A 26,776-nucleotide genomic window follows, 5' to 3' on the forward strand; every position below is an offset into this window, starting at 1 on the left:
AATTAGGAAAGGTATACAGAATATTGGCGGTGTCCAATAGGGGGAGTAAACATGTGGAAGAAACAATGGGGAATCATAATCGCCATATTTGCCTTTTGCTTATTCGTGCCGGCGATCCACGCATCCGCCGCGCCTGAACTAAAAGTGAAGGTGACTGCCGGTTTTGACGGAAAAGCGAAATACGGCAAAGGAGCTCCGATCACAGTCGAAATCGAAAATAACGGATCATCCGCATTTACCGGTGACATGGTCATTGACACACAACAGTCATATGAATCCGGTATTGGAGAAGTTTTTTCGCTGGATATCGCAGCAGGTGAAACGAAAACTGTGACATTCATCAATCAAAAAATGTTCGATTTCAATATGTACGGGATGAATAACAAATCCATCTTTTTTTATGAAGGAGGATGGAAGAAGGGCAAAGAAATCGCGCATAAAGGAACTCAGCAAATTACTGTCGCAATGTATCATGACGACACGAAAATCATGACGGTATTCACCGACAATATCGACCGTTTGTCGGCCTTGAAAGGAATGCGGCTTGCCAACTATCCGAGCACCCAAATGATCGATGCTAAAAAAATCGCGGCATTAAAACTGCCTGAAGAGGCAGCGGGATGGGGACCGACGGATATGATCATCGTGGACGAATATCCAATTGCGGACATGTCGGGGGCTGAGCAAAATGCCATACTGAACTGGGTCCGCTCAGGCGGCATCCTCATTTTCGGAAGTTCCGATCATTTGGAGACGGAGTCAGGGGTATTTGCGGAGCATTTGCCGTTAGCGCTAAATGGTAAGAAGACAATCGGTCCTGAAGTATTCAATGAATGGACATCGAGGGAAGATTTCGATCAGGAAGTCTCGCTTGCACAAGCGACTTTGAATCCTGATTCGAAAATCATTTTTTCCAAAGGGGCTGACATTCTTGCCGCATCAAAGCCGCTAGGCAAAGGGCTTGTTTTGCAAACAACTTTTTCGGTCGGAGATGAACCGTTTTCGAAAATGCATGGAGCCCCGGCGGTTTGGAAAAACTTGCTCGATTCGGCAAGCCAATCAGTGACTTCAGGCGGGATGATGCCGTATTATAACGATCCGATGGAATCATTGCGTTGGACAATCGGAAATCCAAATGAACTTTTTCCTTCCTTTAAAGTTTCCGCACCATTTCTATTCGGTGTGATCATTTTCTACATCATTATTATTATCCCGGTCTTATATATCGTATTAAAACGGAAAGACAAAAGGGAACATGCATGGTGGATCATCCCATCCATCTCTGTTGCGGTATCCATCATCATTTTCGCTTATGGTGCAAGGGATCGGATTAGTCAAGCGCAACTTCAGCAAACCTCCGTTTTCGACGTTGAACAGGATGGAAGAATTTCCGGTTATTTCGTCGAATCCATTTTGACGAACAAAGCAGGCGATTTTGTTTTCACCGCGCCAAAAGAGACAACAATGTCCACGTACACCCCATATTCGATGGGACTGTTCGGACCATCTCCTATGGGGGCGAATTCACATAAACGGGCGGTTCTTGAAAGAAGCGCAACAGGTTCGAACTTGCATCTCAGAGATATTGGCTACTGGGATGTCGCCACAGTTTATGGGCAAACTACGTTGGATGAAGTCGGAAATTTCGATATTAACCTAACAGTCAAAGACAAACAACTTACAGGTGAGATTACAAATAACTTTCCATTCTCAGTGAAGGAAATTGCAATCTGGTCTGGAACGAGCCGAATAAAAATCGGAGATCTCGGTCCTGGCGAGACACTGAAGGTGAATGAAACATTGAAGACTTCGACATTGGTTCGGAAACGTTCTTCCAATTCGATGTATATGGGGCAAATGCCAAGTACGACTGATGATTTGATGAAAATGAGAAAAGACAGTCTCATCACATTTTCGGGCGAGTTTATGAGCAATGATCCGAAGCCGGCGCTCATCGGTTATACAGATACAAAAATCGTTCCGATAGAACTGGAAAAGACAAAAGCGGCTACGGATTCCTTAACGATGCTGTCGCAGTCATTCACACCGAAAGTCGAATTCAGCGGTGAATTCACGGTCGATCCGGAAATGATGAACATGACGATGATCTCCGAAGCAAATAGCATACAGGCCCACCCGGTCGGCTATGTGGCGAATACGTATTACTTCGACGAGGATACGTATATTCAAACATGGCAAGTGCCTGAGGATTTGATGCAAAAAGTTTCCGTCTGGAAATCGATGGACATTTCGAAAATTCAAAAGCAGCTCTACACATTGCAAATATGGAACGCAAAAACAGAAACCTATGATCCACTTGAATCCGAACGGAAGTTGACGTTGGATTCGATTGAAGATTATATTTCCGCTGATGGAAAAGTGAAGGTCAAAATAGAATTCATCAATAAGCAGCATGGCAATGAAGGTCAAGCGCCTGAAATTAAGTTGCATGGCGAGGTGAAGAAATGATTGAGATTAAAGGTTTGACGAAGAAATATGGTCAATTTACCGCGCTCGATAATTTGAATTTGACGCTGGATGAAGGAACGGTCTTCGGATTTGTCGGTGCCAATGGTGCCGGCAAATCAACGACATTCCTAATTATCTCTACATTATTGCAGCCGACTTCAGGTGATGTTTTCATCGATGGAGTGAGTGTGCGGGAAAAACCTGCTCAAATCCGTAAACTGATCGGTTATATGCCGGACTTTTTTGGAGTGTATGATCAATTGAAAGCCGATGAATACCTGGACTTTTACGGTGCGAGTTATGGAATACCCGAAGAGGAAAGAAAGAAACTAATTCCGCAACTGTTGGAATTGGTGAATCTGTCCCACAAGAGATATTCATATGTTGACTTATTATCCCGTGGGATGAAGCAACGATTATGCTTGGCGAGATGTCTCATCCATGATCCGAAAGTGCTCATTTTGGATGAACCGGCTTCGGGGTTGGATCCGAGGGCACGGGTTGAAATGCGTGACATATTGAAGACGTTGAAAGGCATGGGGAAAACGATTTTGATTTCCTCGCATATTTTACCTGAATTGGCAGAGATGTGTGATGAAATCGGCGTCATTGATAATGGTAAATTAATAGCTCACGGTTCGGTTGCAGAAATCCAGAAAAAACTGCAAGGCGAGAAAACGATAACAGTCCGCTTGGCGGCGAAAATCGATGAATCAATCGCATTTTTTGAAGAGCAGCCATTTGTCACCTCTATTGAAAGGCTCGATGACGAAGAAGGGATTTCTTTCATATACAGAGGTGAGGAAGTGGAACAGATTGACATGCTGAAACGGGCGATACTTAATGATTTACCGATTGTCTCTTTCATGGAGCATGACACGAACTTGGAAGATGTCTTTATGGAAATAACGAAAGGAGCGGACTGAAGATGAACTTTAATAATCCGGTTCTTTTTAAGGAATTGAAGCTGAGATTCCGGACCTTCAAAGGTTTCAATGGAATTCTCTTCTTTCTGTTGGCTATGTGTATTTTCGTCTTCGGTTATATATTCCTGACGGTCAATATGACGGGTACTTCCTATTTCAGACCGAGTCAAAGTTTTGTTCTGTTCGCCTTCCTTTCTTTTATCCAACTGGGCCTCGTCCTGTTTACTGCACCGGGCTTGACGGCGGGATCGATCAGCTCTGAGAGGGAGAAACAGACATTGCCGATTCTGTTGACGACATCACAAAGTTCATTTCAGATTATTTCAGGGAAAATGCTTTCTTCTGTGGCTTTTCTATTGCTGCTCATTGTTGCGGGGCTTCCTGTTTATAGTTTGGTCTTCTTATTTGGAGGAATTTCTCCAGCCGATTTCGTAAAGATATTCCTCTTCTTGTTTGTCACATTGCTTGCAATCGGCAGCATAGGCGTCATGTTCTCCACGTTGATTCGCAGAACGGTTGTCTCAATGATTGCCACATACGGTACAATGCTTTTCTTATCTGTAGTGACCGGTTTTCTGTTCATTATCGTCATTCAAATGAAAGCATTTAGTCAGATGGGTACAGTGACATCACCGTCTTATCTAGGACAGTTTTTAGCCTCCATCAATCCGGCGGTGTTATTCGCGACATTCCTCTCCCCTGAATTGAACAGGTCGATTTCTGAAATGACGAAGATCGATTTTCCAATTTGGGCAGGCTATTTGATTTTTTACGGGATCATTACGGTAGTTGCACTATTCATCGCCGTAAAAAAACTACGTGTCAATATGAAAAGATTAAAATGATGGGGTGAGACGGATGGAAGAAAAAACAGCATTGCATCGATATGTCAGAAGGGCTCTTGTCTCAATGCGCTTCGAACGATCTGTCTATATGCTGCAAGCAGGGCTTTTCATGACTGCTTTGTTGTCCGCATTGTTCCTTGCTGCTTCCAGACTGTTCATATTGCCTCATTATGAATGGGTTGCTTTTTGGATCGCTGTCATCGCTATTGTGATTACGATTGTTGTGCTGATTCTTAAGAACGTTCGCAGAGATGAAGCTGTCTGGAAGTTGGATCAATATGTTCCAGACAATTTACTCGTGACCGCTTTAGATGATCGGGTTAAGAAATCCGATTTTGCACAAGCAATTGAGCAACGGGCAGAACGTGCAATCAGCAATGCTTTTTCGAAATTCAGGAAACGGGATAAAAAATACGTGAATGGAAAAATGCTTGCGGGCTTTTTGATCTTGCTTGCTTGTTCCGCCCTATTGCTTATGTTCCCTTCAGAGGCACAGCAGGAAGCAAAAGCTGTCGCAAAAGAAAAGGAAATCATCGAGGAATTGAAGAAGGAAGTGGCGGAGCTCGTCAAGAAAGAAAAAGATCCTGAGCAGAAAAAAGAGTTGGCAGAGCTTGCAGAGAAACTTAAAGAAACAAAAACCACCGAGGAAACATTGAGGGAATTGGTGAAAAAACAAAAAGAATTCAAGCTGAAGGAACAGCGATTAGCCGAAAAGAAGACAGCTTCCGAAAATGGCTTAAGCGAGTCCGAGGAATTGGAGCTAGAAGAACTTAAATCGATTGTTGACCAACTCGCGCAGCAAGCAGGAAAAGCGCAAACAGCATTGAATAAAATCGGCAAAGCCCCATCGTTGCCAGCTTTGGCAAGTGCCGGAACCCCTCCTGCAGCAAACAACGGCCAAGCCGGTACAAACTCCAACGCCAAACCCGGCACTGGCCAGTCCCAGGTTGGCAGTCAAACAGGCAGTCAAGGCCAAGGTCAAGGTCAAGGTCAAGGCCAGGGCCAAGGTCAAGGCGAAGGCGAAGGGCAAGGTCAAGGCGAAGGTCAAGGCGAAGGCGAAGGGCAAGGTCAAGGCGAAGGTCAAGGCGAAGGGCAAGGGCAAGGTCAGGGCCAAGGTCAAGGCCAAGGTCAGGGCCAAGGTCAAGGCCAAGGTCAAGGTCAAGGCCAAGGCCAAGGTCAAGGCCAAGGATCGGGAGCAGGAACTGGTCAAGGCGGACGGAATCTACTTGCGATTCCCTCAGAACGATTTGGCGGTTACACCGATCCTTCCGTCGTAGGAGGAAAACTTGGCGAAGGGGAGTTCATCGAAGAAAATGAACGTGAAGGCCTTGTTGAAAGAGGAACATTACGGCCCTATCAAGAAGTGGTCGGAAGCTATAAAGACGCCTATTTGAAAGGTTCGGATAAAATGAATCTCCCTGCAGATTTACAGCGGGTCCTTTCCGATTACTTTTCATCAATTGAATGACTAATGGATGGGAGTTGTACACATGTCGTTTTCACCTGAACAATTTGAAGAAATGAGCAAGACGCTAGCAGAAGTACGGGAAGAAATCGGTAAATTCATTGTAGGACAACAAGAAGCCGTGGAATTCTCGTTATATTCCATTTTAGCGGATGGGCATGCTTTGCTCGAAGGATTGCCCGGCTTAGGAAAGACGATGTTAATTCGCACAATATCCGAAGTTTTGGACTTGTCTTTTTCCCGTATTCAATTCACTCCGGATCTTATGCCCGCCGATATTACCGGAACGAGCATATTGGAGAGGAATCATGAAGGCGTTCAACGATTTGTATTCAAAGAAGGGCCGATTTTCAGCCAAATGGTGCTAGCAGATGAAATCAACCGTGCGACGCCAAAAACCCAAAGCGCCTTGCTTGAGGCGATGGGCGAAAAAACCGTGACAGTGCTTGGCGAAACGAGGAAGATGGCTAGACCTTTCTTCGTGCTTGCCACGCAGAACCCGATTGAGATGGAAGGGACCTATCCTTTGCCTGAAGCTCAAATGGACCGGTTTTTATGCAAAATTTTACTGCCGTATCCCGTTAAGGAAGAATTGAAGGAGATTATGTTAAGGACAACGGGGCCGAATACCGTTGCCATTAAAAAAGTGATGGATACGGAAACGATTGTCCTTGCTCAGGAAATGGCGAAAACGGTTGTCATTGCTGATGAAATGATGGATTATGCTGTCGATCTTGTATCGGCTACACATCATCGAACAGGAGAAGAAGATGATTGGAATCAATATGTCCAATACGGCAGCGGTCCCCGTGGATTGCAATCCATCATCAGATTGGCAAAAGCGAGAGCGTTGATGGCTGGCCGTTTCCATGTGTCGATTGCGGATATCAAAACAGTCGCCAAACCTGCCTTAAGGCATCGGATCCTCATCAATTATGAAGGGGAAGCGGAAGGGATCGACGTCGATAAGCTTATCGATCGTCTATTGGAGGACATTCGCCAAGGGGCGCAAGTCTGATGAGAGAGGAACTATTTCCCGATCGGCTATCCAGACGATTAGGATCGCTATCGATCGTCTCCAGAGCGAGACGGCTGGGCCATCATAAAGGGACGCATCGCTCAAGTAAAACAGGAACTTCATTGGATTTTTCAGATTTCAGGGAATATCACCCGGGTGATGATCTGCGTCATATCGACTGGAATGTATTCGCCCGAACGGATAAGCCGTTTATCAAGCAGTTTTTGGATGAACAAGAGATGCGGGTACATATACTGCTTGATTCCACGAAATCGATGGGTACGGATGGAAAATGGGATTTCGCACGTCAATTGGCGATCGGATTAGGGCATATCGGATTAAAAAGCGGAGATACCGTTTCCTTTTCCACATGGTCAGCTGATCAAAGTAACTTCTTCCGGAAAAAGGGCGCATTGCATCGGGCTTCATTCTCAAAATATGTTTCGCAATTGCAAGGACCGGTTTCTGATGGGGATTTTGCAGATCAAGTGTTAAAGCATGTCCCTAAAGCGATGACAGTCCTCTTCATCATTACCGATGGTTTGGAACAAGTGGAGAAATGGGAGCGGCTGTTCAGAAGATTGCCGGGAATTTGCAAAGATGTCCGGATCTTAACTGTCCACTCGCCGATGGAAGAGCTCCCTGAATACGAAGGGGATGTCCGCCTTGTCGATGTGGAAAGTGGATCAGTCGTGGAAGTATCCATGAATCAAAGAATCGTCAAGGAATATAAAGAGAAGAAATTGAAACATGAGGCGGAACTGACGGCAATGGCGAGAAAATACGGAATCCAGCTTTTACGTACAGAAGTTGCGGAAGGCGCAATGGACAGTTTTACGAAAAGGATGAGGCATGCCGGATGGTTGCGTTGAAAGGGGGCGGCTAAGTGGGGTTCGATCAATTCAGTAATCTATGGACGGCAATTTTCCCGTTGGCCGTCCTTCTTTATTATTTTTTCCGAAAGAAGTATGTGACGACAACGATTTCTTCAACTTTGTTCTGGGAAAGATCTATGCGCGAGACAAAGGTTTCACCTTACTTGAAAAATTTGCAGCGAAATGCCTTATTTTATTTGCAGATGGCGGCATTATTGCTATTGCTGTTCATATTACTACGCCCGTTTTTGCCAAAGGATACAATCACCGAAGGTCATACAATATTCGTCGTGGATACTTCCGCGAGCATGGCTGCCAAAGGTGATGAACATTCGTTATTGGAAATGAATAAGGAGAAGATGCGTGCGCTCACTGAAAAATACGCGGAGGGGCCGATTTCCATCATTACGACAGGGAAGGAGCCTTCACTATTGCTTCGGGAAGAAGCTGATAAGCGCCTTGTCCTTGACGCGATTGACAAACTGGAATTGAACTATGAGCATGAACATCTTGCACGGTCACTGGAATTTGTCCGATCAATCGCCTCAGAGCAGGGGGCGGATGTCCATATTTTCACTGATTATCTTGACCGTTCATCGTTCATGGAAAGTGAAAGCGGCATTACCTGGATCGTCCATAACAATGAACAGCCGATCGATAATGTGGCAATCGGGAAATTCGGCGCCATACATACTGCGGATGGTACAGAGGCCATTGTGAAGCTATCCAATCAAACATCTGCCAAACAAATGGGCAAGGTGATTGTGAATAATGGGTTGACTGGCGGGAAATTGGCTGAACAGGAATTTTCCGTTGACGAAAATGAAGACACTCTTCTATCATTCAAAGACTTGCCTGCGTTGCCGGCATTCCATGTGCATCTGGAAGTGGAAGATGACTATATGATCGATAATGAGGCGTATATCATCGTAAGCGATGAATCTTCAGAAGTGATTATTGACAATCAGCTGCATGAATTGGTGAAGAAAGCCTTTGAAGCAATTGGACTCTCTGTCAGTTCGGGTTCCATCAATGAAATGACAGCAGCAAGAGACCATGCAATGATCGTGACGAATGAAACATCGTTTTTGGAGGAAGGAACTGAACCGATCCTTTTGATAGGGAGGAATGATTCAACTGCCGAGCCGGTAGCTGGTGAAATAGAATCTACGAATGATGCATTGTTCTCCATCGCATCAATCGATAACGTTTATATAAGTGCCCTCTATCCGCCTTTTGATGGTTATTCAACGTTGGCAGCAATAGATGGCAAGCCATTCATCCAGCGATCACCGAGAGGCGATATTATCATCTTGACGGATATTGGGTTGACGGATTGGCCTTTGCACCCTTCGTTTCCGTTATTCTTTTGGAGTTCGATGGAGATGCTGCGTTCCGGAAGTGATGTGGCCGGTACATTCACTCCGAATGAAAGGAAAGCTTTATTGACAGGCAGTGGAACGGATGGAATCGAGGTTTTCACGATCAATGATAAGTATGTTGCTACTTATCCATCTGGAGGGAATTTTGTCGCCCCATCAAAACCGGGTATTTATAAATTGATGGACGGCGGAACGGAAAGGTATTTAACCGTTCAACTGGAGCAGGAGGAGAAATCGGGTGCCAATGGCTCAAGTTTTAAACTCGGGGCTGGAATTGCCGATGAAAATGGGAAAGAAGAAGGTAAACAAATGATCGGATGGCTTCTCCTTTTGCCAGTCCTCCTTCTTTTATTAATAGAGTGGGAGGTGCAGAGACGTCGTGGATATCCGAATTGAGGAGCCGTTATGGCTATTGCTGCTCATACCGATCGCCCTTTACTTTGTCTATGCTTGGAAGTCTTCAAACATGCGAATCGCGAGTAAAGGGACGATACTCTACGCTCTAAGGAGCCTGGTCATTCTCTGTATCGTTTTTGCCCTTACCGTTCCTTATATGCTGTTGCCCGATGACGAGGAGCAGATCATTTTTGTTGTCGATCGCTCCGTTTCGGTAGCAGAGGCGGGCCAATCAGCAGAAGAATGGATTGCTGAAAGCTTGAAGGCGAGAAATGCGAATCAATCCGTCGGTATTTATTCATTTGCAGGGTCTTTCCGGACAGATATCCGATTGACGGATGCCGAATTGGAAGTGCCGAAGCTGGAACCGATGGAATCGAATGGTACAACGAATATCGCAAACGCGCTTGATTTATCCGCGGCGGTTGCAAAATCTGATCTGGCGACGAGAATCGTCCTATTATCCGATGGACTGGAGACGGAAGGATCAGTTGAAGAGCTGTTGCCGAAATATGAAAATAGCCATGTTCAAGTCGACACAGTCGTGTTGCGGCGAACGAATGTTGCAGATGCTTCTATCTCATTATTCGAGACGCCAAGGACCGCCTTTGAAGGGGAGCGGCAATTATTGCGCGTTGAAGTGGAGTCATCCACACGAACCGTAGGCCAATTGCTCATCTACTTGAATGATGAGGAGATCATTCGTGAGCAGGTGGCCCTTGACGAAGGTGCGAATCAATTTGCATTCCATCATAAGACAAGCGGAACGGGCCTGTTGAAATATGAAGCAAAGCTGATCGTGCCTGACGATGGCCTTCTTGAAAACAACCGGATGCTTTCCGTCACGATGCTGGAACAATCTCCGAGAGTACTAGTTGTAGAAACAGAAAGAAGCCCATCCGTCATCCCGTCTCTCCTTGACAGGCATGCGATGGAAGTTGACGTAATGGATGCCGAAAATCTACCTGAATCATTATCCGGCTATTTAGGCTACAGCGCAATCATCTTTGACAATGTGCCGGGTCATCTAGTCGGGGAACATAAAATGACTGTCATTGAGCAGGCGGTCAAAAGCTTCGGTACAGGATTCATGATGGTTGGAGGCGACGAAAGCTATGGGTTAGGCGGCTATTTCAAGTCACCGATCGAGCGTTTATTGCCCGTCGAAATGGAAGTGAAGGGGAAAGAGCAACTGCCATCCCTTGGACTTGTCATTTCATTGGACCGCTCTGGTAGTATGTCGGGATCAAAAATCGTTATTGCGAGGGAAGCGGCTGCTCGGGCAGTGGAGTTGCTTCGGAATGATGATACTTTTGGCTTCACGGCATTTGATCATGAAATTTGGGAAGTCATTCCAGTTGGCCCTTTGCGGGATAAACAAGACGCGATGGATCAAATCTTGTCCATTCCGGTAGGTGGAGGAACCGATATTTTCCCTTCTGTCGCAAAAGGGTACGAGGATTTGGCGGATCTGAAGCTTCAACGAAAGCATATCATCCTGTTGACGGATGGCCAATCATCCATGCCTCCAGATTATGAAGACATCATAGCGGAAGGCAAAACTGCGAATGTCACATTGTCGACAGTGGCGATCGGAACCGATGCGGACAGCGCATTATTGGAGGAGTTGGCGGACATCGGAGGCGGCCGCTTCTACAATGCTGTTGACGAATCCACGATTCCGGCGATATTGACCCGGGAAACATCGATGCTGACGAGGACGTATATCGAGGATGATCCATTCTATGTTTCACTAGGTAATGTTCCTGAATGGACGTCAATCTTCCAGGAAGGCGTCCCTCAGATGAATGCCTATGTTGCGACGACACCGAAAGGCACTGCGACAATCGTTGCTGAAAGCCCAAAGGAGGACCCCGTCATCGCGGAATGGATGTACGGACTTGGTCGAACGATTGCGTTCACCTCTGATTCAACGGGGAAGTGGTCTGGGGATCTGGCAAGATGGGAAGGCTATTCCGGCTTCTGGAATACAGCAGTTTCAAGATTGCTTCCGTCTTATGAGGATGTTCCTTATCTGATCACGCATGATCGTGGAGGCACTTATACGATTACCGATAGTTCCAGGAAATCGGCGTTCTTGGAAATTGCCATTGTGGATGAGCAGGGGAAAGAGGTACCTTACCAGTCGGAACCATTGGCGCCCGGGAAAGTCAGGGTCACATTAGAAGCGGACCCGGGCCTCGTCTTCTTCGGCATTTCCGATGATAAAGGCGGTCTGTTCGAAGCAGGCGTATCAGTCCCTTATAGTGCGGAATACAAACCATCGGAACCGAATGTCGCTTTGCTTGAGAAAATAGCCGAGAGGACGGGCGGTAAGCATCTTGAAGATCCCGCAGAAGTTTTCCGCCCGCATCCGTTTAAAAGCGGGGATCGGAAGCCGATTGCGGATTGGCTCATTTTGACCGCGATGATATTGTTTTTCATCGATATTACACTTCGCCGCTTCGGCATGTTTTCAAGTTTGCTCAATCGAAAAGAAATAAGTGTCGAAGAAGTACCGGAGGTCAAAGCGGATGACCATGTCGCAGAGTTATTGAAAGCGAAAAAGAAACGTTAGAAAAACCCTTATCTCCCGTTTTTGTGGAGATAAGGGTTTTCATTATGTCCTCGTCGAGGCGAGGAGTAGTGTGTTTTTTCTCGACCAGAAAGATGCGATTCCGAAGCAGATGAGGAGAATGGCAGTGCCTAGGATATAAGGGAATGTAATATTGACATCGAAAATGGATCCGGCTAGAGCCGGGCCGACCATATTTCCTAAACTCATATACGCATTCATCATCCCGGCAGCATATCCTTGCTCCTCGCCCGCAAGCTTCGATACGAGCGTATTGACCGCTGGACGTAGCAGGGAAGTTGCCGTTGAGAATATCGTTGCGACGAGTAGGATTGTCCAAAAGATATCTACGAAAAGAATCGCTATCATCGAAATAGCTGCAACGACCAAATTGAATAGGATGATACGCATTTCCCCAAATCTCTTAAATAAATGATTGATGACAAACGTCTGGACAATTACACCGACAAAGCCGCCGACTGTTATCAATACCGCAATTTGAGAAGGGGTGTATCCGTATTTATGGTCAACATACAAGGAAATGGTCGATTGGAAGTTCGCGAGTCCGAAGGAAAAAACGAACATGACAATCAACATGACAAAATAGGGGGTTTTCGTCGACCGTGCTAATTGCTCGAATAGATTTTCCTTCTTCACGAGCACTTCCCCGACTGAAACGGAAGGCGCCGGATTCGGTAAAATGAAAATCGAGAGAATCGCTGCAAATATGGCAGCCCCCGCGGCAAAATAAAACGGAAAGAGCAAGCTGATCTTAGAGAGGAATCCACCGATTCCAGGACCGATCATGAAGCCTAGTGACATGGATGCCCCTAACAGCCCCATCCCTCTGCCCCTGCCTTCCAATGTAGTGATGTCTGCGACAAACGCCATCATCGGGGGAACGATGAATGCTGCCCCCATGCCGGAAAAGAACCGGGCGACAAAAAGCATCCAAAGTTCAGTCGACAAGCTGAATGCAAGCTGTGCAGATCCATAAATGATTAAACCGAAAATAATGATTTTCTTTCTTCCGTGCCGGTCGGATAAATCCCCTGAAATAGGAGAAAAAATGAATTGTGCAAACGAAAAAATTGCGATAAGGAATCCGAGCACTCTTCCGGCGACGCCGAATGTCCCCAAAAATTCCGGCATGATCGGTATGATGAGTCCGATGCCTGCCATAGCAATGAACATATTGAACATCAGTATGTATAAAGCCAAGTTGTTTGATTGTTTCTCCATTAAAGGCCATCCGCCCCTCTAAACGATTTCTTGTTATTGCAATATCTTACCATAGAAGCATAAGAACACTTAATGGAATGCCTACATCCCATTTCAAAAAAACACCCTTAAACGGGTTGATCGTTTAAGGGCGATTGACGAATCATTTCATATCCATCTTGAATTCCAAGAAAAGTTCATTGTAGACGCCTAATAGTTCTAGTCCTAAATTTTTATACACTTCCAAGTGGCTTCGCGTCTCTTCGTCGGGATAAAAACGTTCATCCTCGACGACTTCGGGGTCCATCAAGTCAAGCGCAGTCAAATTTGGAGTCGAATAGCCGACGTAATCGGCATTTTGTGCCGCCACTTCAGGGTCGAGCATGAAGTTGATGAAAGCATGTGCGCCGTCGATGTTCTTTGCGGTTTTCGGAATAACGATATTATCGAACCATAAGTTCGATCCTTCCTCGGGAATGACATAATCGATATCTTCATTTTCATCCATCATATCTGCAGCTTGTCCCGACCATGTCAGTGAGACGGCTGCTTCGTTATGGATCATGAGCTGCGTCACTTCATCCCCGATGACCGCTTTCACATTCGGGCTTAACGTCTTCAATTTGTCGGTTGCTTCGCGAAGCTCATCAAGATCAGTTGAATTTAAGGAGTATCCCAACGAGTTCAGACCCATGCCGATCGTTTCCCTCGCGCTATCGACAAGGATGACACGTTGCTTCAAAGAAGGATCCCATAGATCATCCCAGCTCTCGAACGTTTGCCCTTCCAGTAATGTCGGATTGAATGCAATGCCAACAGTACCCCAGAAGTAGGGGACCGAGTATTCATTGCCGGGATCGAAAGGCAGATCCAGGAAATATGGATCAACATGTTTGATATTCGGGATTTTACTATAGTCAATCGGCAACAGAAGATTCTTTTCCTTCATCATTTCGATTGTGTATTCGGATGGAACGGAAATATCATAGGCTGTGCCGCCTTGTTCGATTTTGCTCATCATGCCTTCATTCGAATCGAATGTTTCATAGATGACTTTGATGCCCGTCTCCTCTTCGAATTGCTTAATCAGATCAGGATCGATATATTCCCCCCAGTTATAGACCGTTATCGTCCCTTTGCCTGACTTGCTTCCTTCACTCAACTCGGCATTGATGAAAAGCAATATGCCGGAAACAAGAAGAATCAGGATGGCTGATTGGATAAGTGATCTCATTTCTTCACCCCCGCAAGTGGCGTCTTCGATTTCCGGCTAATTGCATAGTAGCCGAGCACTAAAGCGACTGTAATGATAAAGATGAGTCCGGAAAGTGCATTAATCGTTAAGCTGATGCCTGTTCTAGCCATCGAATAGATTTCAACCGATAATGTCGAGAAGCCATTACCAGTTACGAAGAACGTGACAGCGAAGTCATCAAGCGAATATGTCAAAGCGAGGAAAAACCCAGCGAATATGCCTGGTTTAATAAAAGGGAGAATGACCCTCGTCATGACATCTTTCCTGGACGCGCCGAGATCGAGTGCGGCGTCTATCAACGATGAATTCATTTCCGACAGCTTCGGCAACACCATAATGACGACAATCGGTATGCTGAAAGCAATATGGGAAATCAGAACAGAAGCGAATCCGAGCTTCACACCGATCATCGTAAACAAGATCAGGAATGACGCCCCGATAATGACATCCGGACTCACCATCAAAATATTGTTCAAGGAAAGCACTGCATTCCTCATTTTTTTATTGCGCATGAAGTAGATCGCCAAAGCTCCCATGACGCCAATTACCGTCGACAATAGCGCGGAAAGCAGGGCGATGATGATTGTATTAAGGACGATGATGATCAATCGCTTGTCCTCAAAAACTGCAGCATAATGCTCCCATGTAAATTCTTCGAAATTGGACATCCCGCCGCCCGAATTGAATGAGTAATAAATCAAATAGAAAATCGGGGCGTATAGGATAATGAAGATGATTGCTAAATATAGTTTCGGAAGCTTACCTAGCTTTTCCATTGTCTGAAGCCCCCTTTTCTTTACCATTCGTGACGATCATGATGATGAACATGAAGACGATGAGGAAGACGGCGATTGTCGAGCCCATTCCCCAGTTTTGCGTCACTAAAAACTGCTGTTCTATGGCCGTTCCGAGCGTGATGACTTTATTCCCGGCAATGAGCCTTGTAATCATGAACAATGATAACGCGGGAATGAAGACGACTTGGATGCCAGATTTCACACCGTTTGTCGTCAATGGCCAGATGACCCTTCTGAAAGTTGTCCAAGAGCTTGCCCCGAGATCACGCGATGCGTCGATCAAAGCAGGGTTCAATTTGTCCAGTGCATTGAATATCGGCAAAATCATGAATGGGATGAAAATATAGACGGAGACGAACACGAAACTGAAGTCGGTGAACAGAATTTGCTGCTTACCGATGCCGATGGTCTCCAAAAATGCATTCAACGGCCCATATAGCCCCATCAACCCGATGAAAGCGTATGTCTTCAGCAATAGGTTGATCCAAGAAGGGATGATGATGAGCAATAGCCAAAGATGCTTATGTCTTGTCTTTGTTAATAAATACGCCGTCGGATAGGCGATCAGCAATGAAAAGAATGTAATAAGGAATGCATACCAAAACGAGCTGATCGTCAATTTGAGATAGACGGACGTGAAAAAGTTGCGGTAATTCGCAAGCGTGAAGTTGCCTGCCAAGTCGAAAAAGGAATAATAGACGATTAATGCAATCGGTGCCAGGACGAACAACAGGATCCAAGCTGTGTAAGGGATCGAGTAGATTGAACGTAGGCGGGATTTATTCATCGTCGTTCGCTCCATAGGATTCGAGTCTTGCATCGTATTCCTCTTCCGATTCGTTCAACCGCATAACGTGAATGTCCTCAGGATCGAAATCGAGACCGATCTTCGCTCCGACTTCCGCTTTCTTCGTAGAGTGGACAAGCCATTCATTGCCATCCTGATCGTATGTCGATAGTTCATAATGGACGCCGCGGAACAATTGCGTATCGACTGTCACATTCAATTTGCCTTTATCGACTGTCGTGATTTCCAAGTCTTCCGGTCGAAGGACAATATCGACTTTTTCATTCGGTTGGAGGCCGGCGTCCGCGCAATCGAAACGCTTGCCTGTGAATTCAACAACATAATCCTCGATCATCCGGCCCGATACAATATTCGATTCACCGATGAAATCAGCAACAAATCGGTTGATCGGCTCGTCATAAATGTCAAGAGGAGTGCCCGATTGCTGGATGGCCCCCATATTCATGACGAAAATTTCATCGGACATGGCAAGTGCTTCCTCTTGGTCGTGCGTGACGAAGACAAACGTCTTGCCAAGCCGCTGTTGCAACTCGCGAAGTTCGTACTGCATTTCGGACCGAAGCTTCAAATCTAATGCGGATAATGGCTCGTCGAGCAAAATCACTTCAGGATCGTTGACGATGGCACGTGCAATCGCCACCCGCTGACGTTGACCGCCGGACATTTCCGTAATTTCCCGATTCTCATAGCCCGCCAAGTTGACGAATTTCAATGCTTCTTTCACCCGTTTGTCGATTTCATCCTTACTCACTTTTTTGATCCGTAAGCCGAATGCGATATTCTCATATACATTCAGATGGGGGAAAAGTGCGTAATCTTGGAAGACTGTATTCACTTGACGTTCATTTGCAGGGACGTTGTTGATTTTTTTACCGTTGAAGTAGATCGACCCTTCCGTCGGTTCGATAAAGCCTGCTATCAATCGTAGGATTGTCGTCTTTCCGCAACCGGAAGGACCTAATAATGTGTAAAACTTTCCGCGCTCCATTTCAAATGAGACATTATCCAATACGGTCGTTCCGTCGCCGTATTTCTTCATGACATTCTCAAAGCGGATAATCGGCTGATTTGTCATTTTGGTAGTTCCCCCTTCATAAATATGATTCTGTCGCTACAAGAAGCAATTCGCTCGGGCCGTCATTTGCATTCGATATCCGATGATGATCGGACGCTTCGTAATAGACCGAATCGCCCTTTTCCGCTGTGAAAGTCCGGTTGCCGAGCTCAATTTCCACTTTTCCTGAAAGAACGTAGATGAACGTTTCGGCAAGGGAAGGCTCAAATTGCTTGAATTCACCGTTCCTCGAGAATGTAATATGGATCGGCTCCATCTCATTTTCATTCGAACGGGGAACGAGCCAGCGGATACTATACTTCAGCTCATCATTGACATAAGTTGTTTGGTCGGCAGGCGAGTAGACGACTTTCATGTTTTTCTTCGGCTCATCAAAAAATTCCTTCGGCGTTGTGCCTAACACTTCCAAAAGGGAAAATAGCGTTTCGATGGATGGGGAAGTGAGTTCCCGTTCCAGTTGTGAAATATACCCTTTCGTCAGGTCGGTCCTTTCCCCGAGTTCCTCTTGGGTCAATCCTTTTTTCAATCGAAGACTTTTGATTTTACTCCCGATATGCATGGTCGACAATTCCTTCCTTGAATCATGGAGTTTAGTATTACTGAACTTTGTGTTTACTTTAAGCCTATTTATTATACAAAATACCCCTCGGAAATCAAGATGTTTTTTTAAAAAATACCGGAATCCATTTTCAGGATTCCGGCATATGGCTAAATCTATTGGTCAAGCATGTCTAGCTTGTTCCGTCGCCGTCTTCGCAAGTACATTCGGCCAAATGTGGAGAGGATCAAGTAAACCGATAATCCGATTCCCGTGACGGCAGTGATCAATGAAATCCATTCGAATACCGTGTAGGAGGGATATTCTTTCCAGCCTGAAGGGGCCTCCCAGTCTGGAATAACGAGGTTCATGCCGTAAATACCAGATATGACGGTGAATATCGTCAAAATGAATAAAAGCATATTCAATCGGCCAGCTTGGCTATTTTCCTGGCTCTTATATAACTCTTGCAACGTCTTGCTCACTTCATTGAAAAGCGCATCGATCAAAAAGGTCTTCCTGAACAACTCCGCCAATTCCTTACCTTCTGATCGGGTGCTGATTTCCTTGAAATAATACGACGATGAAAAAACAGTGATCAGTTGAATAAGCGATCTGACGTAAAACTCATCCTTTTTCCAATCGATTTCACTGTATTCGAAGGAAACGCGCAAAAGCATTATTTTATAGAAGTAATGAAGCAGCAAATTATAATAATGCGTTCCCATGTACTGGGATAATTCATTCGTCAATTCTTCTCGCGGCCGATTGGATACGACAGAGAAGCCATGCTCGGTTGCAATCATATACAAATGGGGCACCCAACGGTCATGCAATGACTCAGACAATGAACGTCGAATATAATCCGGATTCGTTGAAGAAATGAAAGGGGATCCATCGGGACTCCTACCATTCAAATTTCCGATCCGGTATAGCTGCTGATCTGAAATCTCCGCTCCAGTTTCCGTAATCAGGAAAGAAGAAACGAACATCCTTTCATCCTCGAAATAGGGAAGCGATGCAAAATGACCTTTCAGTTTCTTGTCATGTAAAACAGTCTCTTTAATAAAAGGGCATAAATGTTCGAATAAGTAATCGTGGATGGAAAATTTTTGTCTTGTTCCGGGAATGCAGATCATAGCTCCTGCGCTTTCCTTCAGATTCGGCTCAATAGCACGGAAATGTTGGATGAAATCAAGGACGTCGCTTAAATCCGCGGAGGCATTTTCCATCTCGATCCGCAATGCCAGGAATGCGATTCCAAAAGGCCCAAGGATGATATCGATGCTCCTTATGTAAAAATCATACCGTTCATTCCTCAGCTGCATGATATGACCTTTTTGAATCAGTGCTGTATATCGATGGAAGCCCTTCAATTCAGGCGAACCGGGGAAGAGTTTATGTTCTATATACGGATAGAAGTATTGTTCGAGTTCCTTGCCTGCAATTTCGATTCCATCTCCATAAATAATGTTTTCATTCTCTTCATCTATATGAAAATAAGTGTATCCATTCGCTTCCAAGCTCTCGATCGTTTCCCGTCTTTTCTTCTGATCGAAGCCGAATGGAAGGATGAATGTCATATGGGAACGGATCATATTTAATTGTTCTACTTCCTGGGGTATTGGCATAGCATTGCCTCCACTGTCGGTTTCTCAATAAGTGGCCAGCCACTTACTGTATCATTCCCTTTGACAAAGTGCGTCTAAACATTCCATCCCGAATTCGAATTCGTCCGCATAGAATAAGCAGTGGGATTTTTTATTCGGAGGAGATATAGGATGAAATTATATGAACAGTTGCCGGAATTGGATGGAGCGACCGTCTGGTTGAATGGAAGATGTGAAAAAGCGGACTTGGTTGGGAGTAGACCGACGCTCATCCATTTTTGGTCAATCAGCTGCCACCTTTGTAAGGAGGATATGCCCTATATGATTAACTTACGAAGTCGGTATAAGGGAAGATTGAATGTAATCGCGGTACATATGCCGCGAACGGAAGATGATTTGAACTTGCAACAGATCAAAAAAGTCGCCGCGGAGCATAATATTACCCATCCTATCTGCGTAGACGGAGAATTGATATTAACCGATGCGTTTGAAAACCGGTACGTCCCTGCCTATTATGTTTTCGATAAAAATGGGCAGTTGCGCCATTATCAAACAGAACGAAGCGGTATGAGCATGCTTAAGAAACGTGTAGACCGTTTATTGAATGAGATGAATAGATGAGGCGGCCAAATTTGGGTCGTCTTTTCTTTTTCCCGCGAAAATAATATGCTACACTAATTTTATCCATATAGCGGATTGGAGCGGAATTGAATGAAAAAGGAATTTGTCGTCATTGGATTGGGAAGATTCGGTGGAAGCATCGTTAACGAATTGGTGGAATTGGAAGCGGATGTAATGGCAATCGATATTTCGCCTGATCGTGTCGAGGAATTTGCACAGATTGCGACGACTGCAGTGGCGGCCGATACGACTGACGAATCGGCACTCCGGTCATTGGGAATCCGGAATTTTGAACATGTCGTTGTTGCGATAGGAGAAAATATCCAAGCGAGCATTTTGACAACGCTTATCCTGAAGGAGATTGGCGTCAAAAAAATCACCGTGAAAGCGCAGAACGACTACCACGCGAAAGTTCTACGGAAAATCGGGGCGGATCAAGTCGTCCATCCTGAGCGGGACATGGGGAAAAGGATTGCAAACAATTTAGTTTCCAATAATATTTTGGATTATCTGGAACTATCCGATGAATATTCGATTGCGGAGATTCGTGCGAATGAGAAGCTTGCCGGATTTACGTTGATTGATCTAGATATCCGGGCGAAATACGGAGTCAATATCGTGGCGATTAAGCGAGAAGCGCAAATTTTAGTGTCACCGGCAGCAATCGAGGAGATTCAGCTGAACGACATTTTGATTGTTATCGGATCTGATTTGGATATTCATAGATTTGAGAAGAAGGCCCTTCATTGATGAATGGTCTTTTTTTTGTGTAATTAATTGGATTTTCACTTCAGGCGGACGCTTTCCAATCGAACGCAAAGGGTTCGATTTGCCGTATTTCTGCGCCTTTTGCAGAAATTAAGGCAGCCCTACAAACCCTGCTCCTTAAGGGTCGCAAAAAATATTGCTCGCAACGCTTCGCTTGTGCTCGCAAAAGCCGTTCTTCGACACGGCTTTCGCAGGAGTCGCCGCCTTCCGTTTCAATCCTAGCTAAATATATTAAAAATAAAAAGCCCTCATTATGAGGGCTTTTTAGTAAGTCAGACTTCCATAACGACAGGTAATACCATTGGTCTGCGTTTTGTTTGATCGTAAAGATAAGGTGAAAGAATATCGATGATGTCGCTTTTCAATGAACCTGCTTCAGCAGGGGAGTTTGCGAGTTTCTTGTTCAATTCCTTCGATAATAAATGCTGCGCTTCGCTGATCATCATTCCGGATTCCCGCATATAAACAAATCCGCGTGAAATGATATCCGGTCCTGAAACAACTTTGTTGCGTTTCTTGTCGACTGTAGCGACGACGATGACCAATCCGTCCTCCGACAGGATTTTACGGTCGCGCAATACGACGCTTCCGATGTCGCCTATGCCGCTTCCGTCGATGTATACGTCGCCGGATGGGATTTTCCCTGCAATTCTTGCAGAATCCTCTGTTAGCGCAAGTACATCTCCGTTGCTCATAATGAAGATATTGTCTGGATCGACATCACAACCGATTGCTAGCTCTTTATGCATTGTTAACATGCGGTATTCACCGTGAATAGGCATGAAGTATTTTGGTTTGATCAATCGAAGCATCAGTTTCTGTTCTTCCTGTGAACCGTGACCTGATGTATGGATGTTATTCAGTGCGCCATGAATGACTTCGGCGCCGGCCCGGAAGAGGGCGTTGATCGTCTTATTGACGCTAAGCGTATTACCTGGGATCGGCGAGGACGAAAAGATGACCGTATCGCCTGGTTGAATTTGCACTTGACGATGTGTTCCGTTTGCAATACGGGATAGTGCAGCCATCGGTTCACCTTGGCTTCCCGTACAAAGAATCATCACTTCGTTCGCGGGCAAACGGTTAAGCGATTGGGTATCCACGAATAATTCTTTAGGTGCGTTGATGTACCCGAGTTCCCGTCCGATTGTGATAGCATTGTCCATGCTTCTGCCGAATATGGCGATTTTTCGGCCGTATCGTTCAGCGGCCTCAATCACTTGCTGCAGACGGTGGATATTAGAGGCGAATGTTGCAAAGATGATTCTTCCATCAACTTTCCGGAAAATTTCATTCAAGCTATCGCCGACTTTCCTTTCGGACATCGTGAAGTTAGGCACTTCCGCATTCGTACTGTCCGATAGGAGACAGAGCACACCATCGCTTCCGAATTTGGCCATTTTGGCAAGGTTCGCAGGTTCCCCGACAGGCGTGAAATCGAATTTGAAGTCACCCGTATGGACGATGTTGCCCGAAGGTGTTTTGACGACAACGCCAAAAGCGTCAGGAATACTATGAGTTGTCCTAAAGAAAGAGACGGAAGTTTTCCTGAATTTGAATACATCATCTTCCTTGAACTCGATCATCTTCGTCGTTCTCAGAAGGCCGTGTTCATCGAGCTTATTCCGGAGCAATCCGAGCGCCAATTTACTGCCGTAGACCGGTATGTTGATCTTACGCAGCAAATAGGGGATTCCGCCAATGTGGTCCTCGTGACCATGTGTAATGAAGAGGCCTTTGATTTTTTCGACGTTCCGTTCCAGGTAGGTGTAGTCCGGAATGACGTAATCGATTCCGAGTAAATCGTCCTCGGGGAATTTGATTCCCGCATCGATGAGAATGATTTCGTCCTGGAATTGGACGCAATAGGTGTTTTTGCCGATTTCCCCAAGTCCGCCTAGGGCGAAAACAGCTGTTTCGTTATTTTTTATCAGTTTCATAATGCTTAGACCTGCTCAAGCTCGAAATGAGGGGATGCTTGCTCATATTCGAGGTGTTTGCCTTCAAGCAGCTGGATCAGTTCAATATTGTACTCCCGGTTCTTCAGCTTTTCGCGGACAGATCTTTCAGAATCGGCTTCGATGTACAGATGTTTTGTGTTTTCACGGATTGGTACTTGTGTTGCGTTTTCTTGGTAGTACACTTTGTAAATCATGGTAAGCTCTCCTTTTTTACGTTCGTTTGAATCTTTCTCTTCATCTTAGCATGTCGCTTGTTTAAAATAAACTATGATGATTTTCTTCATCTATAAGGAATATCAAATCACAAAAAAGAAAAGCCCGCCGTTGTGGTGGCGGGCGTTGACTATGCGATTGTCTTTTTGCCGAGTATGCCATTGAGCCGTTTCAACAGTTTACGTTTGAGGCGCTTGTACATGGGCATATCACTCCTTGAGGACATTATATAGGAATTCGAAATTTCTGTCAAGTTTAAATTCCTTGTTTTAGTCCCTTTCGAAAGGAGTGGCATCCGGGATGACTTTGAATGGTGCGGCAGGGTCGATATGATCGTAGAACATGACGCCGTTCAAATGATCGAGTTCATGCTGGAAGGCGATGGCGGGAAGTCCTTTCAGCCGCATCTTGAACTCCTTGCCTTCCGGGTCGAATCCTTTCACCGTAATTCTCGCATAACGCGGTACAAAGCCGTCGACATCCCGGTCGACGGAAAGGCAACCTTCGCCTGATGTGAGATAAGTTCTCTCTACAGAGTGGCTGACGATTTTTGGATTCACAGCGACGATGCTGAGCGGTTTCTGGCCTTCTTCTTCAATATGCAAGGCGAAAATCCGTTTTGAAACGTTCACTTGCGGAGCTGCAAGTCCGATGCCTGGACGTAAACCATACTGCTCACTTTTTTCCTCGTCCTGGCTATTTATAATGTATTCAAGTAGATCATTACATAACTTTCTTTCATCCGCGGCCATTGGAAATGTCACTTCTTCCGCCATTTTACGCAGTGTCGGATGGCCTTCGCGAATAATATCATCCATTAAAATCATTGCATATTCTTCCTTTCGATAATCATGCTGTACTTCTATTATAAGCCAACGTTGAAAAGAGGGTAAAGGTTTTTGTGCATGCTTGAAATGCTTTATGGATACGTTTATAGTGAAACTCAGATTGGAGGAAATTCTATGAAGAAAAAAGTTGTTAGTTTAGTTGCAATCGGCATGTTGGCTTTATCCGGATGCAGTATTGGGCAGTCGACCGAAAAGCAACTTTCAGAAACGTTGAATAAAATGAATGTGTCGGAAACTGAATACCGAGATACACAAAGTAAATTGACTGAGCTTGAAATTGCAGAACAAAAGACATTCACTGAAACGATGGAATTGACAAAAGAAGATGTAGACAAATTGCGTTCGAAAATCGGAGAATTGGAAGCTCTGTTAGATGAAAGGCTTGCTTTGATAGACAAAGAGGAAGCTGCAATGAAAGAGGCAGGCGAATTTGTCAAAGAGCTTGACACAATTGCAGAGAAGGCATCCGATACTAGCAGTGATCAAATTTTAAAGCTGAAAGAAGTTGCGGAAAAACGGTATAACCTACATTCCGCTTTCATTGAGGAATATAAAAAGCTTGCCGATATCCAAAAGGAGTTTTATGGCATGCTTTCAGCCGAAGATGTCGAACTTGATGACTTGAAACAGAAAGTCGAGGAAGTGAACGCGCAGAATGCAATTGTCCAAACTGCCATCAGAGAGTTTAATGAAGCGACGAAAAAAGTGAATTCCTTGAAAGAAGATGTATTTTCAAGTTTAGAACAAGAAGAATAAAGGAAATGGGTAAAGTGGAGACAAACGAGGCTCCACTTTTTCTTTTTGTGAATCTATTATAATACAGATGGAATATTGTAGTAGTACAGTATTGCGCTTTACTATAATTCAGAATACAAAAGCATTCTCGAACACCGTTAATAACAGTGATTGACCTATTTGGCCTCTTTAAGTATACTGTTTAGTGAAGACGGTTGTATCAATATTGGTAACAGTAATAAATAATACAGATAAAAGGAGAGTTGCCGACATGGCTGCAAAAAAAGAAAAGCAGTTCGATCCGGTGAAAACGCTTCATTCTATTGAAGAACAGTTTGAAATGTTCCAGATCTTGAATGAAGAAGGCGAGATTGTAAATAAAGATGCGGATCCGAACTTATCCGACGAACAATTGACAGAATTGATGACACGGATGGTCTATACGAGAATTTTGGATCAACGGTCAATTTCTTTGAACCGCCAAGGAAGACTTGGATTTTACGCGCCGACTGCAGGTCAGGAAGCATCCCAGCTTGCATCTCACTTTGCGCTTGAAAAGGAAGACTTCATTCTGCCGGGATATCGTGATGTCCCACAGCTAATATTCCACGGTTTACCATTACATATGGCGTTCTTATGGTCCCGAGGACATTATCTAGGAAGCGCTTTCCCTGAAGGTTTGAACGTTCTATTTCCGCAAATCATCATCGGAGCCCAGTATATCCAGGCGGCGGGTGTTGCGCTTGGATTCCAGAAACGCGGAATTAAAGCAGTTGCCATGACTTACACAGGTGACGGCGGTACATCACAAGGTGATTTCTATGAAGGAATCAACTTTGCAGGAGCATATCGTTCGCCTGCAATTTTCGTTATCCAAAACAACCAATATGCGATTTCGACACCTCGTGAACTGCAAACGGCGGCGAAGACGCTTGCTCAAAAAGGTGTAGCGGCCGGAATTCCAAGCATCTTAGTTGATGGAATGGACGCGCTTGCAGTTTATGTTGCAACACGTGACGCAAGAGAACGCGCAATCAACGGAGAAGGTCCGACGTTAATCGAGACAATGTGCTACCGATACGGTCCGCATACAATGGCTGGAGATGACCCGACACGTTACCGTACTTCCGATACGGACAACGAATGGGAAAAACGCGATCCGCTCATCCGTTTCCGTAAATACCTAGAAGGCAAAGGCATTTGGAATGAAGAGAAGGAAAATGAAGTGATCGAGCGTGCAAAAGAAGAAATTAAAGAAGCAATCAAAAAGGCGGATGCGGCGCCAAAACAAAAAGTGACAGATTTCATGAAAATCATGTATAAAGGCGATATGCCATCCAATTTGCAGGAGCAATTTGAGATGTATACAGAGAAGGAGTCGAAGTAACCGATGGCACAAATGACGATGATTCAAGCGATTACCGATGCAATGCGCACGGAGCTTAAAAATGATGAAAACGTCCTCGTCTTCGGTGAAGACGTTGGGGTGAACGGCGGCGTTTTCCGTGCGACGGAAGGGCTGCAAAAAGAATTTGGCGAAGAGCGTGTATTTGATACGCCGCTTGCTGAATCAGGTATCGGCGGGCTTGCAGTTGGGTTGACATTAACAGGTTTCCGTCCGGTCATGGAAATCCAATTTTTCGGTTTCCTGTTTGAAGTGATAGACTCAGTCAGCGGTCAATTGGCACGTCAATCATTCCGAACAGGTGGTAAATACAATGCGCCTGTAACGATCCGTTCGCCATTTGGAGGCGGAGTTGCTACACCGGAAATGCATGCGGACAGCTTTGAAGGGATAGTTGCATCCCAACCAGGCTTGACTGTGGTCATTCCATCTACACCGTATGATGCGAAGGGTTTATTAATTTCAGCAATACGCGATGAGAATCCGGTTGTATTCTTGGAGCATATGAAGCTTTACCGTTCATTCAGACAGGAAGTTCCTGAAGAGGAATATACGATTCCTTTAGGAAAAGCGGATGTGAAACGTGAAGGTACTGACCTTTCAATTATTACGTATGGTGCAATGGTGCACGAAAGTTTGAAAGCAGCAGAGGCGCTTGAGAAGGAAGGCCACTCTGTAGAGGTCATCGATTTGCGGACAGTTCAGCCATTGGATATCGAAACAATCATTGGTTCTGTTGAAAAGACAAATCGTGCGATCGTTGTTCAAGAAGCGCAAAAGCAAGCGGGAATTGCGGCGAATGTCGTTTCAGAAATTACGGAACGAGCGATTTTGAGCCTGGAAGCACCAGTTTTGCGTGTGACAGCGCCTGATACAGTCTATCCATTTGCCCAAGGCGAAAACGCTTGGCTGCCAGATGCAAACGATATTATCGAAACAGCGAAGAAAGTATTGACATTCTAATTCGGAG

At 45.1% G+C, this 26,776-nt stretch carries 23 protein-coding genes; 13 read left to right on the forward strand and 10 right to left on the reverse strand.

Translation table 11 applies throughout. The annotated features are described in order from the left end of the window. Positions 1 to 51: 51 nt before the first annotated feature. From ACFPTP_RS06670 to ACFPTP_RS06705, 8 genes are read left to right on the forward strand one after another with little or no spacing between them, the layout of a single operon-like run. Complete coding sequence (locus tag ACFPTP_RS06670) at positions 52 to 2,469, forward strand: hypothetical protein (RefSeq protein WP_381443151.1); 2,418 nt, start codon at positions 52 to 54, stop codon at positions 2,467 to 2,469. Then, on the forward strand, positions 2,466 to 3,395 hold the full coding sequence (locus tag ACFPTP_RS06675; RefSeq protein ID WP_381443152.1) for an ABC transporter ATP-binding protein: 930 nt from the start codon (positions 2,466 to 2,468) through the stop codon (positions 3,393 to 3,395). The genes ACFPTP_RS06670 and ACFPTP_RS06675 overlap by 4 nt, the downstream gene beginning before the upstream one ends. Next, positions 3,392 to 4,240: an ABC transporter permease gene (locus ACFPTP_RS06680; RefSeq protein WP_381444187.1), complete on the forward strand. Its 849-nt coding sequence runs from the start codon at positions 3,392 to 3,394 to the stop codon at positions 4,238 to 4,240. The genes ACFPTP_RS06675 and ACFPTP_RS06680 overlap by 4 nt, the downstream gene beginning before the upstream one ends. A gap of 13 nt (positions 4,241 to 4,253) precedes the next feature. Next, a complete protein-coding gene (locus ACFPTP_RS06685) occupies positions 4,254 to 5,708 on the forward strand; it encodes a hypothetical protein (RefSeq protein WP_381443154.1) in 1,455 nt (484 codons plus the stop codon). 22 nt (positions 5,709 to 5,730) lie between these two features. Next, complete coding sequence (locus ACFPTP_RS06690) at positions 5,731 to 6,723, forward strand: AAA family ATPase (protein ID WP_381443155.1); 993 nt, start codon at positions 5,731 to 5,733, stop codon at positions 6,721 to 6,723. After that, positions 6,723 to 7,595: a DUF58 domain-containing protein gene (locus ACFPTP_RS06695; RefSeq protein ID WP_381443156.1), complete on the forward strand. Its 873-nt coding sequence runs from the start codon at positions 6,723 to 6,725 to the stop codon at positions 7,593 to 7,595. Before ACFPTP_RS06690 ends, ACFPTP_RS06695 begins: the two co-directional genes overlap by 1 nt. 14 nt (positions 7,596 to 7,609) lie before the next feature. After that, positions 7,610 to 9,376 carry a vWA domain-containing protein gene (locus tag ACFPTP_RS06700; protein WP_381443157.1) on the forward strand — a complete coding sequence of 589 codons (1,767 nt, stop codon included), beginning with the start codon at positions 7,610 to 7,612 and terminating at the stop codon, positions 9,374 to 9,376. Next, complete coding sequence (locus ACFPTP_RS06705; protein ID WP_381443159.1) at positions 9,360 to 11,954, forward strand: VWA domain-containing protein; 2,595 nt, start codon at positions 9,360 to 9,362, stop codon at positions 11,952 to 11,954. Before ACFPTP_RS06700 ends, ACFPTP_RS06705 begins: the two co-directional genes overlap by 17 nt. 42 nt (positions 11,955 to 11,996) lie before the next feature. Here the strand turns inward: ACFPTP_RS06705 and ACFPTP_RS06710 are convergent, their stop codons facing one another. From ACFPTP_RS06710 to ACFPTP_RS06740, 7 genes are all read right to left on the reverse strand, one after another. After that, complete coding sequence (locus ACFPTP_RS06710; protein ID WP_381443160.1) at positions 11,997 to 13,193, reverse strand: MFS transporter; 1,197 nt, start codon at positions 13,191 to 13,193, stop codon at positions 11,997 to 11,999. Positions 13,194 to 13,335: 142 nt separating this feature from the next. Then, the gene (locus tag ACFPTP_RS06715; protein WP_381443162.1) at positions 13,336 to 14,406 is read right to left on the reverse strand and encodes an ABC transporter substrate-binding protein; all 1,071 of its coding nucleotides are present in this window, start codon (positions 14,404 to 14,406) and stop codon (positions 13,336 to 13,338) included. Next, entirely contained in the window at positions 14,403 to 15,203 is an 801-nt protein-coding gene (locus ACFPTP_RS06720) for an ABC transporter permease (RefSeq protein ID WP_381443163.1), read from the reverse strand. Before ACFPTP_RS06720 ends, ACFPTP_RS06715 begins: the two co-directional genes overlap by 4 nt. After that, positions 15,187 to 16,011 carry an ABC transporter permease gene (locus tag ACFPTP_RS06725; RefSeq protein ID WP_381443164.1) on the reverse strand — a complete coding sequence of 275 codons (825 nt, stop codon included), beginning with the start codon at positions 16,009 to 16,011 and terminating at the stop codon, positions 15,187 to 15,189. Before ACFPTP_RS06725 ends, ACFPTP_RS06720 begins: the two co-directional genes overlap by 17 nt. Next, entirely contained in the window at positions 16,004 to 17,107 is a 1,104-nt protein-coding gene (locus ACFPTP_RS06730; protein ID WP_381443165.1) for an ABC transporter ATP-binding protein, read from the reverse strand. The genes ACFPTP_RS06725 and ACFPTP_RS06730 overlap by 8 nt, the downstream gene beginning before the upstream one ends. A gap of 16 nt (positions 17,108 to 17,123) precedes the next feature. After that, a complete protein-coding gene (locus tag ACFPTP_RS06735) occupies positions 17,124 to 17,666 on the reverse strand; it encodes a helix-turn-helix domain-containing protein (protein ID WP_381443166.1) in 543 nt (180 codons plus the stop codon). Positions 17,667 to 17,821: 155 nt separating this feature from the next. After that, entirely contained in the window at positions 17,822 to 19,276 is a 1,455-nt protein-coding gene (locus tag ACFPTP_RS06740; RefSeq protein WP_381443167.1) for a hypothetical protein, read from the reverse strand. A gap of 150 nt (positions 19,277 to 19,426) precedes the next feature. Between ACFPTP_RS06740 and ACFPTP_RS06745 the strand changes: the two genes are divergently transcribed. Together ACFPTP_RS06745 and ACFPTP_RS06750 are read left to right on the forward strand one after the other, a co-directional pair. Further along, a complete protein-coding gene (locus ACFPTP_RS06745; protein WP_381443168.1) occupies positions 19,427 to 19,876 on the forward strand; it encodes a TlpA family protein disulfide reductase in 450 nt (149 codons plus the stop codon). 90 nt (positions 19,877 to 19,966) lie between these two features. Further along, positions 19,967 to 20,626: a potassium channel family protein gene (locus tag ACFPTP_RS06750; RefSeq protein WP_381443169.1), complete on the forward strand. Its 660-nt coding sequence runs from the start codon at positions 19,967 to 19,969 to the stop codon at positions 20,624 to 20,626. A 290-nt stretch (positions 20,627 to 20,916) separates the two neighbouring features. On the opposite strand, the gene rnjA is transcribed toward ACFPTP_RS06750, so the two are convergent. The 3 genes from rnjA to def all read right to left on the reverse strand — a co-directional run bounded on the left by rnjA (position 20,917) and on the right by def (position 23,645). After that, positions 20,917 to 22,584: a ribonuclease J1 gene (rnjA, locus tag ACFPTP_RS06755; protein ID WP_381443170.1), complete on the reverse strand. Its 1,668-nt coding sequence runs from the start codon at positions 22,582 to 22,584 to the stop codon at positions 20,917 to 20,919. Between the two features lie 5 nt (positions 22,585 to 22,589). After that, on the reverse strand, positions 22,590 to 22,799 hold the full coding sequence (locus tag ACFPTP_RS06760; RefSeq protein ID WP_252503735.1) for a DNA-dependent RNA polymerase subunit epsilon: 210 nt from the start codon (positions 22,797 to 22,799) through the stop codon (positions 22,590 to 22,592). Between the two features lie 288 nt (positions 22,800 to 23,087). Beyond that, positions 23,088 to 23,645: a peptide deformylase gene (gene def / locus ACFPTP_RS06765; RefSeq protein WP_381443171.1), complete on the reverse strand. Its 558-nt coding sequence runs from the start codon at positions 23,643 to 23,645 to the stop codon at positions 23,088 to 23,090. Positions 23,646 to 23,780: 135 nt separating this feature from the next. Here def and ACFPTP_RS06770 point away from each other — a divergent pair, with 135 nt between their 5' ends. From ACFPTP_RS06770 to ACFPTP_RS06780, 3 genes are all read left to right on the forward strand, one after another. Beyond that, the gene (locus tag ACFPTP_RS06770) at positions 23,781 to 24,422 is read left to right on the forward strand and encodes a YkyA family protein (protein WP_381443172.1); all 642 of its coding nucleotides are present in this window, start codon (positions 23,781 to 23,783) and stop codon (positions 24,420 to 24,422) included. A 250-nt stretch (positions 24,423 to 24,672) separates the two neighbouring features. After that, on the forward strand, positions 24,673 to 25,788 hold the full coding sequence (gene pdhA, locus ACFPTP_RS06775; RefSeq protein ID WP_381443173.1) for a pyruvate dehydrogenase (acetyl-transferring) E1 component subunit alpha: 1,116 nt from the start codon (positions 24,673 to 24,675) through the stop codon (positions 25,786 to 25,788). A 3-nt stretch (positions 25,789 to 25,791) separates the two neighbouring features. Then, positions 25,792 to 26,769, forward strand: a complete 978-nt coding sequence (locus ACFPTP_RS06780) for an alpha-ketoacid dehydrogenase subunit beta (protein ID WP_381443174.1) — start codon at positions 25,792 to 25,794, stop codon at positions 26,767 to 26,769. The last annotated feature ends 7 nt before the right edge of the window (positions 26,770 to 26,776 follow it).

This window comes from Sporosarcina koreensis (assembly GCF_042655825.1).
GTDB lineage: Bacteria > Bacillota > Bacilli > Bacillales_A > Planococcaceae > Sporosarcina > Sporosarcina koreensis.

Bases quoted from the DNA above. Each gene is read 5' to 3' on its own strand.
- ACFPTP_RS06720 (WP_381443163.1), bottom strand. From the start codon at position 15,203: ATGGAAAAGCTAGGTAAGCTTCCGAAACTATATTTAGCAATCATCTTC.
- ACFPTP_RS06745 (WP_381443168.1), top strand. From the start codon at position 19,427: ATGAAATTATATGAACAGTTGCCGGAATTGGATGGAGCGACCGTCTGG.
- ACFPTP_RS06710 (WP_381443160.1), bottom strand. From the start codon at position 13,193: ATGGAGAAACAATCAAACAACTTGGCTTTATACATACTGATGTTCAAT.
- def (WP_381443171.1), bottom strand. From the start codon at position 23,645: ATGATTTTAATGGATGATATTATTCGCGAAGGCCATCCGACACTGCGT.
- ACFPTP_RS06725 (WP_381443164.1), bottom strand. From the start codon at position 16,011: ATGAATAAATCCCGCCTACGTTCAATCTACTCGATCCCTTACACAGCT.
- ACFPTP_RS06770 (WP_381443172.1), top strand. From the start codon at position 23,781: ATGAAGAAAAAAGTTGTTAGTTTAGTTGCAATCGGCATGTTGGCTTTA.
- ACFPTP_RS06730 (WP_381443165.1), bottom strand. From the start codon at position 17,107: ATGACAAATCAGCCGATTATCCGCTTTGAGAATGTCATGAAGAAATAC.
- ACFPTP_RS06670 (WP_381443151.1), top strand. From the start codon at position 52: ATGTGGAAGAAACAATGGGGAATCATAATCGCCATATTTGCCTTTTGC.
- ACFPTP_RS06740 (WP_381443167.1), bottom strand. From the start codon at position 19,276: ATGCCAATACCCCAGGAAGTAGAACAATTAAATATGATCCGTTCCCAT.
- ACFPTP_RS06780 (WP_381443174.1), top strand. From the start codon at position 25,792: ATGGCACAAATGACGATGATTCAAGCGATTACCGATGCAATGCGCACG.
- pdhA (WP_381443173.1), top strand. From the start codon at position 24,673: ATGGCTGCAAAAAAAGAAAAGCAGTTCGATCCGGTGAAAACGCTTCAT.
- ACFPTP_RS06685 (WP_381443154.1), top strand. From the start codon at position 4,254: ATGGAAGAAAAAACAGCATTGCATCGATATGTCAGAAGGGCTCTTGTC.
- ACFPTP_RS06735 (WP_381443166.1), bottom strand. From the start codon at position 17,666: ATGCATATCGGGAGTAAAATCAAAAGTCTTCGATTGAAAAAAGGATTG.
- ACFPTP_RS06690 (WP_381443155.1), top strand. From the start codon at position 5,731: ATGTCGTTTTCACCTGAACAATTTGAAGAAATGAGCAAGACGCTAGCA.
- ACFPTP_RS06695 (WP_381443156.1), top strand. From the start codon at position 6,723: ATGAGAGAGGAACTATTTCCCGATCGGCTATCCAGACGATTAGGATCG.
- ACFPTP_RS06675 (WP_381443152.1), top strand. From the start codon at position 2,466: ATGATTGAGATTAAAGGTTTGACGAAGAAATATGGTCAATTTACCGCG.
- rnjA (WP_381443170.1), bottom strand. From the start codon at position 22,584: ATGAAACTGATAAAAAATAACGAAACAGCTGTTTTCGCCCTAGGCGGA.
- ACFPTP_RS06715 (WP_381443162.1), bottom strand. From the start codon at position 14,406: ATGAGATCACTTATCCAATCAGCCATCCTGATTCTTCTTGTTTCCGGC.
- ACFPTP_RS06750 (WP_381443169.1), top strand. From the start codon at position 19,967: ATGAAAAAGGAATTTGTCGTCATTGGATTGGGAAGATTCGGTGGAAGC.
- ACFPTP_RS06760 (WP_252503735.1), bottom strand. From the start codon at position 22,799: ATGATTTACAAAGTGTACTACCAAGAAAACGCAACACAAGTACCAATC.